This is a genomic window from Gilliamella sp. W8126 (assembly GCF_016102185.1).
GTDB classification, from domain to species: Bacteria; Pseudomonadota; Gammaproteobacteria; order Enterobacterales; family Orbaceae; genus Gilliamella; species Gilliamella apis_A.
The window spans coordinates 1-14,006 of the sequence record NZ_JACFPE010000003.1 but is presented as its reverse complement, the minus strand read 5'-3'; the positions used below and the strand labels follow the sequence as shown (position 1 = coordinate 14,006).

Annotated in this window: 15 protein-coding genes and 1 pseudogene; 5 read left to right on the top strand and 11 right to left on the bottom strand. The window is 34.2% G+C overall.

The genetic code is table 11. The annotated features are described in order from the left end of the window. Window position 1 precedes the first annotated feature (1 nt). The gene (locus H3S74_RS07155) at window positions 2-1,972 is read left to right on the top strand and encodes a MacB family efflux pump subunit (protein WP_198247576.1); all 1,971 of its coding nucleotides are present in this window, start codon (window positions 2-4) and stop codon (window positions 1,970-1,972) included. 91 nt (window positions 1,973-2,063) lie between these two features. On the opposite strand, the gene H3S74_RS07150 is transcribed toward H3S74_RS07155, so the two are convergent. Together H3S74_RS07150 and H3S74_RS07145 are read right to left on the bottom strand one after the other, a co-directional pair. Beyond that, the gene (locus H3S74_RS07150) at window positions 2,064-2,804 is read right to left on the bottom strand and encodes a DsbA family protein (protein ID WP_198247575.1); all 741 of its coding nucleotides are present in this window, start codon (window positions 2,802-2,804) and stop codon (window positions 2,064-2,066) included. A 14-nt stretch (window positions 2,805-2,818) separates the two neighbouring features. Next, window positions 2,819-3,088 carry a YihD family protein gene (locus H3S74_RS07145; protein ID WP_198247574.1) on the bottom strand — a complete coding sequence of 90 codons (270 nt, stop codon included), beginning with the start codon at window positions 3,086-3,088 and terminating at the stop codon, window positions 2,819-2,821. A 241-nt stretch (window positions 3,089-3,329) separates the two neighbouring features. On the opposite strand from H3S74_RS07145, the gene mobA reads away from it, so the two are divergent. Further along, a complete protein-coding gene (mobA, locus tag H3S74_RS07140; RefSeq protein ID WP_086359907.1) occupies window positions 3,330-3,923 on the top strand; it encodes a molybdenum cofactor guanylyltransferase MobA in 594 nt (197 codons plus the stop codon). Between the two features lie 323 nt (window positions 3,924-4,246). Here mobA and H3S74_RS07135 read toward each other — a convergent pair whose 3' ends face one another. Further along, complete coding sequence (locus H3S74_RS07135) at window positions 4,247-5,281, bottom strand: low specificity L-threonine aldolase (protein ID WP_198247573.1); 1,035 nt, start codon at window positions 5,279-5,281, stop codon at window positions 4,247-4,249. Window positions 5,282-5,354: 73 nt separating this feature from the next. Here H3S74_RS07135 and mobB point away from each other — a divergent pair, with 73 nt between their 5' ends. Both mobB and mtgA read left to right on the top strand, forming a co-directional pair. Further along, window positions 5,355-5,849 (top strand): molybdopterin-guanine dinucleotide biosynthesis protein B, encoded by a 495-nt coding sequence (gene mobB, locus H3S74_RS07130; protein ID WP_198247572.1) that lies wholly within the window; start codon window positions 5,355-5,357, stop codon window positions 5,847-5,849. 80 nt (window positions 5,850-5,929) lie between these two features. Beyond that, complete coding sequence (gene mtgA, locus H3S74_RS07125; protein ID WP_198247571.1) at window positions 5,930-6,622, top strand: monofunctional biosynthetic peptidoglycan transglycosylase; 693 nt, start codon at window positions 5,930-5,932, stop codon at window positions 6,620-6,622. Window positions 6,623-6,631: 9 nt separating this feature from the next. Here mtgA and cobB read toward each other — a convergent pair whose 3' ends face one another. Beyond that, window positions 6,632-7,318 carry a Sir2 family NAD+-dependent deacetylase gene (gene cobB / locus H3S74_RS07120; RefSeq protein WP_198247570.1) on the bottom strand — a complete coding sequence of 229 codons (687 nt, stop codon included), beginning with the start codon at window positions 7,316-7,318 and terminating at the stop codon, window positions 6,632-6,634. Between the two features lie 52 nt (window positions 7,319-7,370). After that, a complete protein-coding gene (locus H3S74_RS07115; RefSeq protein ID WP_146208305.1) occupies window positions 7,371-8,186 on the bottom strand; it encodes a hypothetical protein in 816 nt (271 codons plus the stop codon). A gap of 170 nt (window positions 8,187-8,356) precedes the next feature. On the opposite strand from H3S74_RS07115, the gene H3S74_RS07110 reads away from it, so the two are divergent. Continuing rightward, window positions 8,357-9,046: an aspartate/glutamate racemase family protein gene (locus tag H3S74_RS07110; protein WP_198201840.1), complete on the top strand. Its 690-nt coding sequence runs from the start codon at window positions 8,357-8,359 to the stop codon at window positions 9,044-9,046. Here H3S74_RS07110 and H3S74_RS07105 read toward each other — a convergent pair. From H3S74_RS07105 to H3S74_RS07080, 6 genes and pseudogenes are all read right to left on the bottom strand, one after another. After that, window positions 9,032-9,331, bottom strand: coding sequence for a hypothetical protein (locus tag H3S74_RS07105; RefSeq protein ID WP_232354872.1), 300 nt, complete (start codon window positions 9,329-9,331; stop codon window positions 9,032-9,034). The two genes, H3S74_RS07110 and H3S74_RS07105, sit on opposite strands and share 15 nt — an antisense overlap. Before the next feature lie 198 nt (window positions 9,332-9,529). Next, entirely contained in the window at window positions 9,530-10,390 is an 861-nt protein-coding gene (gene rpoH / locus H3S74_RS07100) for an RNA polymerase sigma factor RpoH (protein WP_086360144.1), read from the bottom strand. A 162-nt stretch (window positions 10,391-10,552) separates the two neighbouring features. Continuing rightward, window positions 10,553-11,530 carry a permease-like cell division protein FtsX gene (ftsX, locus tag H3S74_RS07095; protein WP_198247568.1) on the bottom strand — a complete coding sequence of 326 codons (978 nt, stop codon included), beginning with the start codon at window positions 11,528-11,530 and terminating at the stop codon, window positions 10,553-10,555. Further along, complete coding sequence (gene ftsE, locus H3S74_RS07090) at window positions 11,530-12,189, bottom strand: cell division ATP-binding protein FtsE (protein ID WP_065577961.1); 660 nt, start codon at window positions 12,187-12,189, stop codon at window positions 11,530-11,532. The genes ftsX and ftsE overlap by 1 nt, the downstream gene beginning before the upstream one ends. A gap of 9 nt (window positions 12,190-12,198) precedes the next feature. Then, a pseudogene (gene ftsY, locus H3S74_RS07085) lies at window positions 12,199-13,122 on the bottom strand (signal recognition particle-docking protein FtsY); the annotation flags it as partial. Window positions 13,123-13,284: 162 nt separating this feature from the next. Then, window positions 13,285-13,851, bottom strand: coding sequence for a pseudouridine synthase (locus H3S74_RS07080; RefSeq protein ID WP_110446885.1), 567 nt, complete (start codon window positions 13,849-13,851; stop codon window positions 13,285-13,287). Between the last annotated feature and the right edge of the window lie 155 nt (window positions 13,852-14,006).

Genomic DNA, 14,006 nt, shown 5'->3' with positions numbered 1-14,006 from the left:
GATGACCAACAATAATACTCCATTAATAAAACTTGAGAATATTATTCGTGAATTTCCGGCTGGAGATTCTACGATACAAGTTCTAAAAGGCATCAACTTAACCATTAATGCCGGGGAAATGGTTGCCATTATAGGGGCCTCGGGTTCTGGTAAATCGACTTTAATGAATATTCTTGGTTGTCTTGATAAGCCAACAGAGGGAATTTATTCAATTGGTGGCCGAACTACGAGTCAATTATCGCCGGATGAATTAGCTGAGTTACGTCGTGAACATTTTGGCTTTATCTTTCAACGTTATCATTTATTAAATGCCTTAACTGCACAAGGTAATGTGGAAATACCGGCAATTTATGCTGGTGTGACCAATGAACAACGGCAAAGTCGTGCCACCAACATTTTATCTCGTTTAGGCCTTGCCGATAAAATAAATAATAAACCCAATCAATTATCCGGCGGTCAGCAACAACGAGTAAGTATTGGACGGGCATTAATCAATGGCGGACAAATTATATTAGCCGATGAACCAACTGGCGCACTCGATCGTAAAAGTGGTTTAGAAGTCATGGCTATTTTACGAGAGTTGCATCAACAAGGGCATACTGTCATTATCGTTACCCATGACCCCAATATTGCCCAAAGTGCCGAAAGAATTATTGAAATTAGTGATGGCAATATTATTTCCGATTCAATTAATCCTAATTATTGCTCTAAACAAGCTAATAATCGACAAGTTAAGCAAATAGAAATAACCAAAACTCAAGATAATTTTTCAGCTAAATATTACCGTTTTCGCGATGCGTTTAAAATGGCAATATTATCTATGTTGTCACAACGATTACGAACTTTTTTGACGATGTTGGGTATTATTATTGGTATTGCTTCTGTGGTCTCTATGGTTGCTTTAGGGGAAGGAACAAAGCAGAAAATACTTTCCAATATTAATTCATTAGGCACCAGTACCTTAGAAATTTATGCCGGTAGTGGTTTTGGTGATCGTAATGCCGATAAAATTACCACACTCAGATCATCCGATGCTGATTTTCTAGTGCAACAAAGTTTTGTTCATAGTACCACACCTAACCTTTCTACTAGTGTCTATTTTCGTATTAATAATTTAGCGGTTACAGGGACTGTAAATGGTGTCGGTGAGCAATTTTTTGCTGTACGTGGCTATACAATCAGTAAAGGTATTGCCTTCGATCAAACAGCGGTAATGACCTCAGCCCAAGAAGCGGTAATTGATGAAAATACCGTTAAAAGATTGTTTAGTGATCAAGATCCAATAGGTAAAATTCTAATGGTTGGCCAATTACCTGTTAGAATTATTGGGGTTGCAACTAGACAGCAACAAGGATTTGGTAATAACGAAAGCCTTAATATTTGGTTACCTTACACCACGGTAACTAATCGCATGGTTGGACAAACATCATTAAGAAGTATTACTGTTCGAATAAATGATAATGTGGATTTAAATATTGCCGAACAAGCGATTAATAAAATTATGTTGCAACGTCATGGTAGTAAAGATTTCTTTATCTTTAATTCAGACAGTGTAAGAGAAACCGTTAACTCTTCCGCTTGGGTGTTAACTTTGTTGATCTCAACTATCGCATTAATTTCTTTGATTGTTGGAGGTATTGGGGTAATGAATATTATGCTGGTATCAGTAACGGAAAGAACTCGGGAAATTGGCGTCCGTATGGCGGTTGGTGCTCGTTCTAGTGATATTTTACAACAATTTCTAATTGAAGCTGTGTTAGTGTGTTTAATTGGTGGTACCTTAGGTATCGTTCTATCATTTATTATCGGCTTTATTTTTAATTATTTTGTTACCTCATTTGCCATGAGTTTTTCTATCATTTCGATTATCGCAGCCTTCAGTTGTTCCACTATGATTGGTATTATTTTTGGTTATGTTCCGGCAAAACGAGCTGCAAAACTTGATCCAATTTATGCATTAGAAAGAGAATAAAGACTTTTTAATAAAATAAAATCCCTTTGTCGTAAAAACCAACAAAGGGATTTTAATATTTTTAGAAAACCGTAGAAGCATTAATTAATGATTATTTTGCTTGCTCTTGACTCTCAGCTTTATCTTTTTCTACGTCTACATTCGTATCTAAATCAACTAAATAAGCAGTTACTCTAGCATAGTCTTTGATAAAATCAGTAGTGTTACTGGTATTAAGACCACGTGAGTTGACAAAAAACTTGCGATTAACCACTACCATTGGAATGGAATCTGGGCTTAATTGTTTAATTGCATCTGCTTGTTGGGCTATAAACGCTTTAACTAAAAAACTTTTTTGGGTTTTCTCAAACTTTTCAGCATCAACGCCTAACTCAGCAAAAACGGTTTTAATGTCATCGGCTGTTTTTATTCTACGATCGGTTTGCACCGCTTTATAAAGCGCATCAGAGGCTTTATCTTCAATCCCTAAAACATTAGCAATAGCCCATGCCTCAGAAAGCTCTTTAGCTAAAGCGCCAAAGTTTTCTAAATGATAACGTCTAAACTTTATCCCTTCTGGCAAAGCTTTAGCAATCATTTCTGGTGCATGATATTCACTTTCAAATTTAAAACAGCTAGGGCAATTGAATGAGAAGAATTCAATGACTTCTTTATCCGGAGATGGCTGAAATGGCAAAACACCATATTGTTTGCCACTTTCAATCGGTGATGCCTGTGTAGCAGCACTTGCTGTAGCTGGCTGAGTATCATTTGTACTAGTTGCTGGCGCTTCATCAGCAAAACAGGTCACAGAGGTTAGTAATACTCCAATTGCAATAAGCGTTTTTTTCATTTAATTGATTCTCCTTATTCTTCAATAATTCCGCGTGCCTTTAATAGTGCTGTTTTAAAATCATCTTCATAATCTTTTTTTAATCCAGGTATAGCTTCGTTTTTATCTGAATTACGCATTTTTAAATGATAAATTAAAACTTCATCACTAAGATCTTTAAGATCACCATCAAAACCGGCTTCCTCTCCTAATTTATTTAAAAGTTGCAATAAATTAAGATCTGAATCGTTTTCCCAAGCTGGTTGTAATAATTCTATTAACTCATCGATACGATGACATTTCATAATAAATACCTTATTTAATATTCAACTAAGTTGAAGACGATGATATAAACCTTTATGTTAATCTTCTTCGTTACTATCTATATATTAAAAAGTATCTATTATATACTCGACTTTAAATTTAAATAGTGCATTTACAAAGATTCATAACCTGGTGATGATATACGTTATTTGCGACTAAAAAATAACTTTGCTATATAGTAATGCTATTTTGTTTTTTAGCAATGTAAAAGAGAAAGAATTTATGGAAAAACCGCCAATTACTGGCATTATTTTAGCTGGTGGCCAAAGTAACCGTATGAATGGTAAGGATAAAGGCTTGATGTTATTAGCCGGTAAACCGCTTTACCAATATGTTATTGATCGAATTAAGCCACAAGTCGATTTGCTAATGATTAATTGTAACCGACATGTTGAGCAATATCGCTCGCTTGGTTATCCAGTATTTTGTGATGATTTGCAGGGATTTCTAGGGCCTCTTGCCGGAATTTATAGTGGCTTATTACGCAGTCCCACTACTTGGAATTTATTTGTCAGTTGTGATACCCCTTTTTTACCCGATGATCTTATCACTCGTTTAGCAAAACTCACTACAACCCACCAAGCTATCTATCCTTTTGATGGCAAAAATGACCACCCAACCATTTTATTAATCAATAAATCCATCGCCCCACAATTAAAAAAGTATTTAGAAGAAGGTGATCGCAAACTGATGTTATTTTTACAGCAAATTAATGCCATTGCCGTAGATTTTAGCGACAATCCAGCCAGTTTTACCAATATTAATACATTAGATATGCTGGAAAACGCCAATTTTATGATCAAAGCAAATAACTAAATCATTCAAACAGCCATATCAAGTAACCAATTGATAATTTCAAACTATAAAAAACCCCTTTCCTCAAAATTAAAATTTTGTTTAGTTTCATATTATTGTTTATTAGTATTTTTAATACAGTTAGTTGATTTGCTAATCACAAACTTAGTTCACACCTAAACACATTTTCAATTCTGTTGAAGTTTTAATCTATTTATATTAAATCACAGCATAACAAAAAAGGGATTTTTAGCTATTTAACAGCATCTAATCCTCTTTCCTTAGATGTTTTTATTTCTCAATTTAGATAACAACAAAGCTAAACTTACCGATAAAAAAGCGCACTATTCTTCTTTAAGTAGCGTAGTTAACTGTTTAGCAAAGTTTTCTATTTCAGCTTGCTGAGTTGACCATGAAGTACAAAAACGTAAGCAAATATGTTCAGGATCACTTTGCCCTAAATTATCCACCGCATAAACAGAAAGAATTTTTTGCGCTAATTGATTAGGTAACTTAACAAATAATTGGTTAGTTTGTGGTTTAGCAGCAAAAGTAAATCCAGCTTTTTCAAATAAGGTTGTGAGATTTTCAGCCATACTATTACTATGTTTACCTAAGGAAAGATAGAGGTTATTTTGCATTAATGCTTTAAATTGTACGGCTATAATCCAACTTTTCGCTAAAATTGCTCCTTTCTGTTTCATATTAAAGCGGAAGTCATGATTAATGCTATGATTATTAAATACTAACGCTTCACCGGCAAAAGCACCAACTTTGGTCCCACCAATATAAAATGCATCGGTATATTTGGCTAAGTCAGGAAAAGTAATGTCATTATCTTTAGCTGCCAATGCCATTGCTAAACGCGCACCATCTAAATAAAGGTAAAGATGATTTTGTTGACAAAATTGATACAGATTTTGTAACTCTTGCTTACTATATATAGTCCCTAATTCGGTGGTATTAGAAATATACACCAGTTTTGGTTGTACCATATGTTCATCACAATGATAATCTAACACTGGTTTGATTAATTCTGGCGTTAATTTTCCATCTTCGGTTTTAACCGTCACCACTTTATGCCCAGAGGCCTCAATTGCACCAGTTTCATGCACATTGATATGCCCAGATTCAGCAGCGATCACCGCTTGATAAGGTTTTAAAATATGCGAAATCACCGTCAAATTGGTCATGGTTCCACCTGCCATAAAATGTATATCAGCATTCCGTGATTTTAATATTTTCCTTATGTGATTGATGGCATCATTACAACAATCATCTAAACCATAACCACTCAACTTTTTATTATTAATATCGATAAATTCTTTTAATAAATCAGGGTGCACTGTTTGATTATAGTCATTTAAAAAATCATACATACCATTGCCTTTAATCTTGTATAAAATAATGTAATATCTACTTTTAAATATAACATGTTAGTGGCAAGAGTCGATGAATAGTAAAAAAATTATTGGCATCACGGGGTATAGTGGGAGTGGTAAAACCACTTTGTTAAAAAAGATTATTCAGTTAATGGTTTCACAAAATATTAAGGTAGGTTCATTAAAACATGCCCATCATGATATTGAGTTAGATATTCCAGGTAAAGATAGCTATGAGCTACGCAAAGCTGGGGCGCAGCAAACGATTATTGCTTGTGATAAACGTTATGCATTGATTGAGGAAACACCCAATCAACCCGTTGACTTAAAAACACTTATTAACCATTTTAGCGATGTTGATATCATATTAGTTGAAGGATTTAAAGATGAGCAAATTCCCAAAATCATATGCCATCGTAACACAATCGCAAAACCACTATTTATTGATGATTTTACCATCGCCGTTGCCAGTAATGAGCCATTAAATACATCCGTACCTGTATTAGATATTAATGAGCCAGAACAAATAGTTATGTTTATAAATAATTATTTATTTAACGGTTAATATAACCTATCTCACTTGACTCTTTTTGTATTAGAATACTGTCTACTCAACCATTTTTAATTAGTGGTATCTGGACTAACATGAAAATCACATTTAGGGAAACGTTAAGCATAATAAAAAAAATCGTGATTGGATTTATGCTAGTTTCGGTTTTTCTTATTTTATTAATGCGCTGGGTTAATCCTTTTGGTTCGATGTTGATGGTTGAAAGAAAAATCGCTCACTGGAATATCAGCCAACAGCGAACTTGGAAAGATTGGGATCAGATTTCTGATAATATTAAGATTGCAGTTATTGCAGCTGAAGATCAAAATTTTGCGGATCATTGGGGCTTTGATTTTAAAGCCATTAATCGGGCACTAATTTATAATCAAAAAAATAGAAAAATCCGTGGTGCCAGTACCATAACACAACAAGTAGCAAAAAATATTTTTCTATGGTCATCACGAAGTTGGATCCGTAAAGGCGTTGAATCATGGTTTACTGTTTGGATTGAAGTTATCTGGTCAAAACAACGTACGCTTGAAATTTATTTAAATAGTGTTGAATGGGGTGAGGGTATTTTTGGTATTGAAGCTGCTTCTCGACACTATTTTAATGTCAGTGCTAACCAATTAACACCGTATCAAGCTAGTTTATTAGCGGCTACACTACCAAATCCAAGAAAATGGAGTCCGGCCAATCCTGATGATAAGATACAAAAAAAGGCCGAATGGATCCGCGGGCAAATGAGTAATTTAGGTGGCAAAAATTACCTAAAACAACTCAACTGATATATTTCATTATATAAAGTTTTTAATATATTCAGGTACTACTTGACTGGCAGGACCGTAAATTTTCGTCTTAAATAAGTTTTCACCTAAACTAGGCTCTAAGTTAAGTTCTACCGTTTTAACGCCAAATTGATTAGCCATTTGCACAAAACCAGCGGCCGGATAAACATTTCCTGAAGTACCAATTGAAATAAAATAATCAGCTTTCGATAGCGCATCATAGATTTCATCCATTTGTAGGGGCATTTCACCGAACCAAACAATGTGTGGACGAATTAAGTGGTTATCTTGATAAATTACATCATCATAACAAGCAAAAACTTGCCCTGTTTTTTCATTACGCACTTTTAATAATTCGCCATGCATGTGGATGATATTTTTGGAACCGGCTTTTTCATGAAGGTTATCCACATTTTGTGTAACAATTAGTACATTATCCGAGCCTAATTTCTGTTCTAATTGCGCTAAAGCAAAATGAGCCGCATTGGGTTTCACCTCAGGATTTTGTAACTTATTACGTAACATATTATAAAAACTATGTACGGCAATCGGATCACGCAAATAACCTTCGTAAGTAGCAACATCATCTACATTATGACCTTCCCATAATCCATTTTGAGCACGGAATGTTGATAATCCTGATTCAGCAGAGATACCTGCGCCGGTTAAAATGACTATTTTAGGTATTTGCAACATATTTATTGGCCTTTTATGAACAAGTTGAATTATTTACAGTAGTTAAACACGATTATTGGCTATATTCTGTCGTAAATATATGTAACGCTGGCTTGCTTAATTTTTGATATTGACTATAAGCTGTTGCTACTTTAAGCATTATTACATCTTTTGCTTCACCATCCAACCAACTACTAATCATAGCATGAATACTATAAGCTTCAGGAGCCATACGGTGCAAAGTTAAAATAAGTGGCGTAATACCTAATCGAGATAATGGCGGAGTAAAATATTTCTGACTTTTACAAGCAAATACGGCTGCATAGCGTGATTTTTGTTTTTCTTGTTCTGCTTTTGACAAGGTATACCAACGCCAACTATCCGGTAAATAATTACGCCATGACCACTCCATTAATGCATCATGACCAACGTAAACCACTAAATTGGCTTTAGCTCCAGCCTCAATTTGTGTTTTATCGATTAAAAATGACGCTGACTGTTTCCCAGCTGAGTAACTAATAAAATCATCTACTGTATCATTGATATACTTACCATCATATGCCTGAGCAATAAGATAGACATCCTTGCTTTGATGTTTATAAATTATCTCCTCTAATATCTTGCCGTTATCAGGTTTATTAACTTGAATAACTTGCCACTCTTTTTGTTTAGCAAAATACGTTTTAAAACCATAAGCAGCGCCCCAGTAAAGATTATTTTTAGGATCTTGACCATTACCAATTGCCGCAGGTACTGGAGCGATGGCCTGATATTTGTTATCACATAACGCAACCAGCACATGGATCACTTTGGGTTCAGCCAAACATGAAAATGATAACATTAGCAATCCAAATGAGAGCAATGCGAAATACTTTTTATATTTTTTCATTAATAATAATCATCCATTTATCAAACAACGGCTACAATTGGTTTTTATAACTTATTCACGACAATATTTTGATAGTTAATGATATTTCATTCTAATTTATTATCTTTACATACTAATAATTATACCTAATAATTAATCACTAATAGTAAAAATATTATGGAGTATTAGAAATGAAAACAATTGGGTTAATTGGTGGTATGAGTTGGGAAAGTACCGTTACTTATTATCAAGTCATTAATCAATTTATTGGCAAATCGCTTGGTGGATTACATTCAGCTAAAACTCTGTTATATAGTGTCGATTTTCAAGAAATAGAAAGCTGCCAAGCGAATAATGAATGGGATAAAAGCGCTATTATTTTAACTGATGCAGCCAAAAAATTAGAATTAGCCGGTGCTGATTTTATTATTATTTGTACTAATACGATGCATAAAGTTGCAGACCAAATTCAAAAAGCAATTACAATTCCTATCATTCATATCGCCGACGTGACCGCCAAACATTTGATCAAAGATAAAATAAAATCGGTTGCCTTACTTGGTACTAAGTACACCATGGAACAAGACTTTTACAAATCAAAATTAATTGAAAAAGGTTTAAATGTTTTAATCCCTAATGAACAAGATAGGATAATCATTAATAATATTATTTATGACGAACTTTGCCTTGGGCAAATTAAACTAGAATCTAAGCAAGCTTATCTCAATATTATTGATAAACTCGTTAAACAAGGTGCAGAAGCGGTGATTTTAGGTTGTACGGAGATCGGTTTATTAATATCCCAACAAGATTACGCCATTCCTTTCTTTGATACAGCCTTATTACATGCTCAAGAAGCTGCATGGTTAGCGATTCATTGATCGCAAAGCAGTATAAGCAGAATTACATTCTCTCCTAGTTGATTCGGGATTTTTTTCTATCAATTGTTTAAAATGATTTATAGTAGTTTCTAATGATTCTTCAGGATCAGCTGGGAGTTTAGATGATAATTGTAATTCGTGAACCAATTTTATATAGCGATCACATTCAATAACGCCAGTATCAATGGATTCATCAGAAGATGTATTTTCAGCATTATCATTACAAGCAACTAAACTAACAGTAATTAGACTAAGTAAAATAACTCTCTGCAAATTATTTAACATTTTTATCCCTCGTATCAAAACTAACTTCTTGGTGATTATCTATTTAATCTTAAACTATAGTGTATAAAAAAATTTAAATATAACTACTTTATTCAAATAGTTATTTTAATTCTTAATTTATTTATAAACTAACTTAAATTCAGCATATAAAAAAGCCCCACTTTAACTAAAGTAGGGCTTATATGTTAATAAAAGCAATTACGCTTCAATCGCTACACGTAATTTTTTCATTGCATTTTTTTCAAGTTGACGAATACGTTCAGCAGAAACGCTGTATTTATCGGCCAACACTTGCAATGTTGATTTACTGTCATCGGCATCTAACCACCGAGCTTTGATAATATCTTGGCTACGCTCGTCTAATTGAGACAAGGCATCATGTAACTTGTCAGTTGCGTCATTTTCCCAGTTATCGTTTTCGATCGATTTTGAAAAATCAGAATTACCATCTTCTAAATAAAGCGCTGGAGCGACAATTGAATTATCATCGTCATCATTATCAATATCAAATGACATATCTTGCGCTGACATACGTGATTCCATCTCCAAGACGTCTTTACGACTTACACCTAGTTCATCAGCAACCATATCGACTTCAGCGCTATTAAACCAACCTAAGCGTTGTTTATTCTTTCTTAAATTAAAGAATAATTTTCTTTGTGCTTTGGTTGTAGCAACTTTAACAATACGCCAATTTTTTAGTACATATTCATGAATTTCAGCTTTTATCCAATGTACTGCAAATGATACTAAACGAACACCCATTTCAGGATTGAAACGACGTACGGCTTTCATTAAACCAATATTACCTTCTTGAATCAAATCGGCTTGTGGTAGACCATAACCAGAATAACCACGCGCAATATGCGCAACAAAACGCAAATGGGACAAAATCAATTGTCTTGCTGCATCCACATCATCATGATAATAAAGACGTTCACCTAAAGACTTCTCTTCCTCTGCAGTTAGCATCGGATAAGTATTTATCATACGAAGATATGATTCAATATTTCCTTGTGGGATTAAAGCACCTGCTTGCATTTTTAAATCAGTACTCATTTAATTCCCCCTTAAATTAAACTAATTTTGCTACATTTTACATCAGTAACAATTTAAAATCTTTCTATAAACTTAGACCATCAAAATGTGATTTAGTTCACATTTTTATCATTATATTTGCACTAAAGCATCTGATAAAAATCGTAAATAATTAACCTACAATTATGAAGCTATTACCGTTTTATTCAAATACTTTTTAGTGGCAATAAATGCTGAAAACCAGCCAATAATCATCGAAAATAAAACAATTAACAAACTTTCTTCCCATGAAAGTCCATTTATATTAATCATTGTTCCAAAAACATCTGATACATGCAACATGGTTGAATCTATTTGAAGAATAAATACTTTCGATAGAATCAACGCCAAAACCGCACTAATCAATCCAGTAAAAATACCATTATATAAAAATGGTCGTAAAATAAAGCCTTCAGTCGCACCAATCAATTGCATAACAATAATTGTTTGCCTACGGGCAAATATATTTAACCGAATACTATTACCTATAACCAGTGATACTGCAATAACCATAAAAATTGAGATTGTCCACACTATCGATTTTACCATATTGGTTAATGCGGTTAATCGAGTAAACCAGCTATCATCAAGTTGCACATCATCAACACCCGCTATTTTTTTTAACTGTGTTTGCAGATAATGTAATTTATCGGTAGATTTGGCTTCTTCTATTGGAAAAACAATAGCAACAGCTGGTAATGGATTTTCATCGAGTAGGTCAAGAGCATCATCAAATCCAGACCAAGTTTTAAACTCTTCTCGTGTATCTTCACGAGAAAGATAAGTCACATTTTCAACTTCAGCAATAGTCTTAAATTTATCAATTAAATCATTAGTTTGTTCCGAATCTAAAGTTTTATTAATATAAACTGTTAAATTAGGAGTCGGATACCACTGTTCCGCCGCTTGATTGGCATTTTTCAATAATAAATAGCCTATCGTCGGCAAAGTAATTGATATAGCAATAACCAAAATTGTCAGCAAAGAAGCAAATATATTTTGGTAAAAATAATTAAACACATTATGCCATGCGTAGCTGATCTGCCTTTGCCAGCGGCCCAAAAAGCTATTGTTGTTGGTTTTGTTTTTTTGTTTAGATGGTTTAACCTTCGCATTTATCATCAACTTTTAACCTCTAAACGTCCTTGATTTAAATTTAGTATTCGATGATGTTTTCGACGTATCAATCCCATGTTATGGGTCGCCATTAACACAGTTACACCAGCTTGGTTAAACTCTTCAAATAATTTCAAAATATCTTTTGAGAGTTTGTCATCTAAATTACCAGTTGGTTCATCAGCAAGTAAAACCGTAGGTCGATTGACGATTGCTCGAGCTATCCCTACTCGTTGCTGTTCACCGCCAGATAGCTGTATTGGGTAAAATTTCATTTTATCAATCAAACCAACTTTATCTAATGCCGCAGAAACTCGTCTTTTAATTTCTTCAACAGGTTTACCTAAGATAATTAATGGAAAAGCAACATTATCATAAACAGTATGATCGAGTAATAGTTGATGATCTTGGAAAATCATACCAATGGTACGACGCAGAAAAGGCATTTGATTTTTTTTCAAGCTGGAAACATCAACGCCATTCAGTAATACCTTGCCGTCATTAGCTTTTTCTAATCCACAAATTAAACGCATTAATGTACTTTTACCCGCGCCAGAGTGACCAGTTAAAAAGGCCATTTCTCCTTGCGCTAAAGTAAATGTTATATTTTGTAAAGCTGGTTTACCGCCCGAATAAACTTTACTAACGCGTTGAAATTGGATCATGATTTATCTCTATTCTTCCGTTTCGTCAAATAGGGCATTAATAAAATCATCAGCAACAAAAGGTCTTAAATCTTCAATTTTTTCACCTACGCCAATATAGCGGATTGGAATATTAAATTGATCAGCTATGCTAAATATAATGCCACCTTTTGCGGTACCATCTAACTTGGTTAATGTCATCCCTGTTACGCCAACCGCTTCATTAAACAACTTTGTTTGGCTAATTGCATTTTGTCCTGTCCCAGCATCTATAGTTAACATAATTTCATGCGGTGCTGTTTCATCTTGCTTTTTAATTACTCTGACTATTTTTTTCAATTCGTCCATTAAATGAGATTTATTTTGCAAACGGCCAGCAGTATCGGCAATTAAAACATCGATATTTTTTGCTTTTGCAGCCTGAATAGCATCGAAAATTACCGATGCTGAGTCAGCATTAATATGCTGAGCAATGACAGGGATGTTATTACGTTCACCCCAGACTTGCAATTGTTCAACCGCGGCAGCACGAAAGGTATCACCAGCGGCAAGCATTACTGATTTGCCCTGTTGTTGAAATTGACGGGCTAATTTACCAATGGTTGTCGTTTTCCCAACACCATTGACACCAACCATCAAAATAACAAAAGGTTTATGGTTTTCTATATTAAGTGGTTGCTGAGCACCATCTAAAATAGATTTCATTTCATTTTTTAATAGATCATGTAATGCATCCGCATCTTTTAATTCTTTTCTTGAGGCTTGTTGCGTTAACGAGCTAATTAATCTTTGCGTGGTGTCGAAACCGACATCAGCAATGATCAACTGTTCTTCTAATTCTTCAAATAGCTCATCATCGATCTTTTTGCCTTTAAATAAGCTTAGAAAACCAGATCCAATATTTTGTTTAGTTTTAAAAAGCCCTTTCTTTAAACGAGAAAAAAAACCTTCTTTCTTTTGTTCAACCATAAATAATCTATCCCACGATCAATATTAATGATCATTTTATCTTATTTTACAATAAAGCCCAAAGGATTCGATCAAAGAGAATCATATAATTGATCCTTTTGATCTTTCAAAAAATATAATTCTTTTAGAATTGTCTGTTAAATGAGGTTAGCGGAGATAAAGATCACCAATAGCAACCGAACGCCATTCGCCTAACGGTAACTGATGAGTGAATAAATTATATTTGCCAATCTGAACACGAACTAAGCGTAAACACGGGAATCCAACCGCAGCACACATTCTTCTAACCTGCCGATTTTTTCCTTCTGTTATGGTAATACTTATCCATGAAGTAGGAATAGTTTTGCGTTCTCTGATAGGGGGTATTCGTTGCCATAAATTAGTTGGCTCTGCAAGTGATGCCACGATTGCCGGAGCGGTATGAAACTCTTTTAATTGCACACCACGAGTTAATCTATCTATGGCTTGTCGATCAATTAATCCTTCTACCTGCACCCAATAAGTTTTAGGTAATTTAAATTTTGGTGAGCTAATTTTTGCTTGTAGTTTACCGTCATTAGTAAGCAGCAACAAACCTTCACTATCGGTGTCTAAACGACCAGCAGGGTAAAAACCAGGTAAAGATATATAATCTTTTAATGTTTGATATTTCTCATGTGCAGAAAATTGCGTCACAACATTAAACGGTTTATTAAAAGCGATTAATGAACTCATCTCACCCTCAGAAGAATTTTTAACTATTCTTAGAATGCAAAAAAGCCCAGCATCGCTGCTGGGCTCGTATATTTAAAAGTCTGGCGGCACCCTACTCTCACATGGGTAATACCCACACTACCATCGGCACTACGGCGTTTCACTTCTGAGTTCGG

Bases quoted from the DNA above. Each gene is read 5' to 3' on its own strand.
- H3S74_RS07155 (WP_198247576.1), top strand. From the start codon at position 2: ATGACCAACAATAATACTCCATTAATAAAACTTGAGAATATTATTCGT.
- H3S74_RS07150 (WP_198247575.1), bottom strand. From the start codon at position 2,804: ATGAAAAAAACGCTTATTGCAATTGGAGTATTACTAACCTCTGTGACC.
- H3S74_RS07145 (WP_198247574.1), bottom strand. From the start codon at position 3,088: ATGAAATGTCATCGTATCGATGAGTTAATAGAATTATTACAACCAGCT.
- mobA (WP_086359907.1), top strand. From the start codon at position 3,330: ATGGAAAAACCGCCAATTACTGGCATTATTTTAGCTGGTGGCCAAAGT.
- H3S74_RS07135 (WP_198247573.1), bottom strand. From the start codon at position 5,281: ATGTATGATTTTTTAAATGACTATAATCAAACAGTGCACCCTGATTTA.
- mobB (WP_198247572.1), top strand. From the start codon at position 5,355: ATGAATAGTAAAAAAATTATTGGCATCACGGGGTATAGTGGGAGTGGT.
- mtgA (WP_198247571.1), top strand. From the start codon at position 5,930: ATGAAAATCACATTTAGGGAAACGTTAAGCATAATAAAAAAAATCGTG.
- cobB (WP_198247570.1), bottom strand. From the start codon at position 7,318: ATGTTGCAAATACCTAAAATAGTCATTTTAACCGGCGCAGGTATCTCT.
- H3S74_RS07115 (WP_146208305.1), bottom strand. From the start codon at position 8,186: ATGAAAAAATATAAAAAGTATTTCGCATTGCTCTCATTTGGATTGCTA.
- H3S74_RS07110 (WP_198201840.1), top strand. From the start codon at position 8,357: ATGAAAACAATTGGGTTAATTGGTGGTATGAGTTGGGAAAGTACCGTT.
- H3S74_RS07105 (WP_232354872.1), bottom strand. From the start codon at position 9,331: ATGTTAAATAATTTGCAGAGAGTTATTTTACTTAGTCTAATTACTGTT.
- rpoH (WP_086360144.1), bottom strand. From the start codon at position 10,390: ATGAGTACTGATTTAAAAATGCAAGCAGGTGCTTTAATCCCACAAGGA.
- ftsX (WP_198247568.1), bottom strand. From the start codon at position 11,530: ATGATAAATGCGAAGGTTAAACCATCTAAACAAAAAAACAAAACCAAC.
- ftsE (WP_065577961.1), bottom strand. From the start codon at position 12,189: ATGATCCAATTTCAACGCGTTAGTAAAGTTTATTCGGGCGGTAAACCA.
- H3S74_RS07080 (WP_110446885.1), bottom strand. From the start codon at position 13,851: ATGAGTTCATTAATCGCTTTTAATAAACCGTTTAATGTTGTGACGCAA.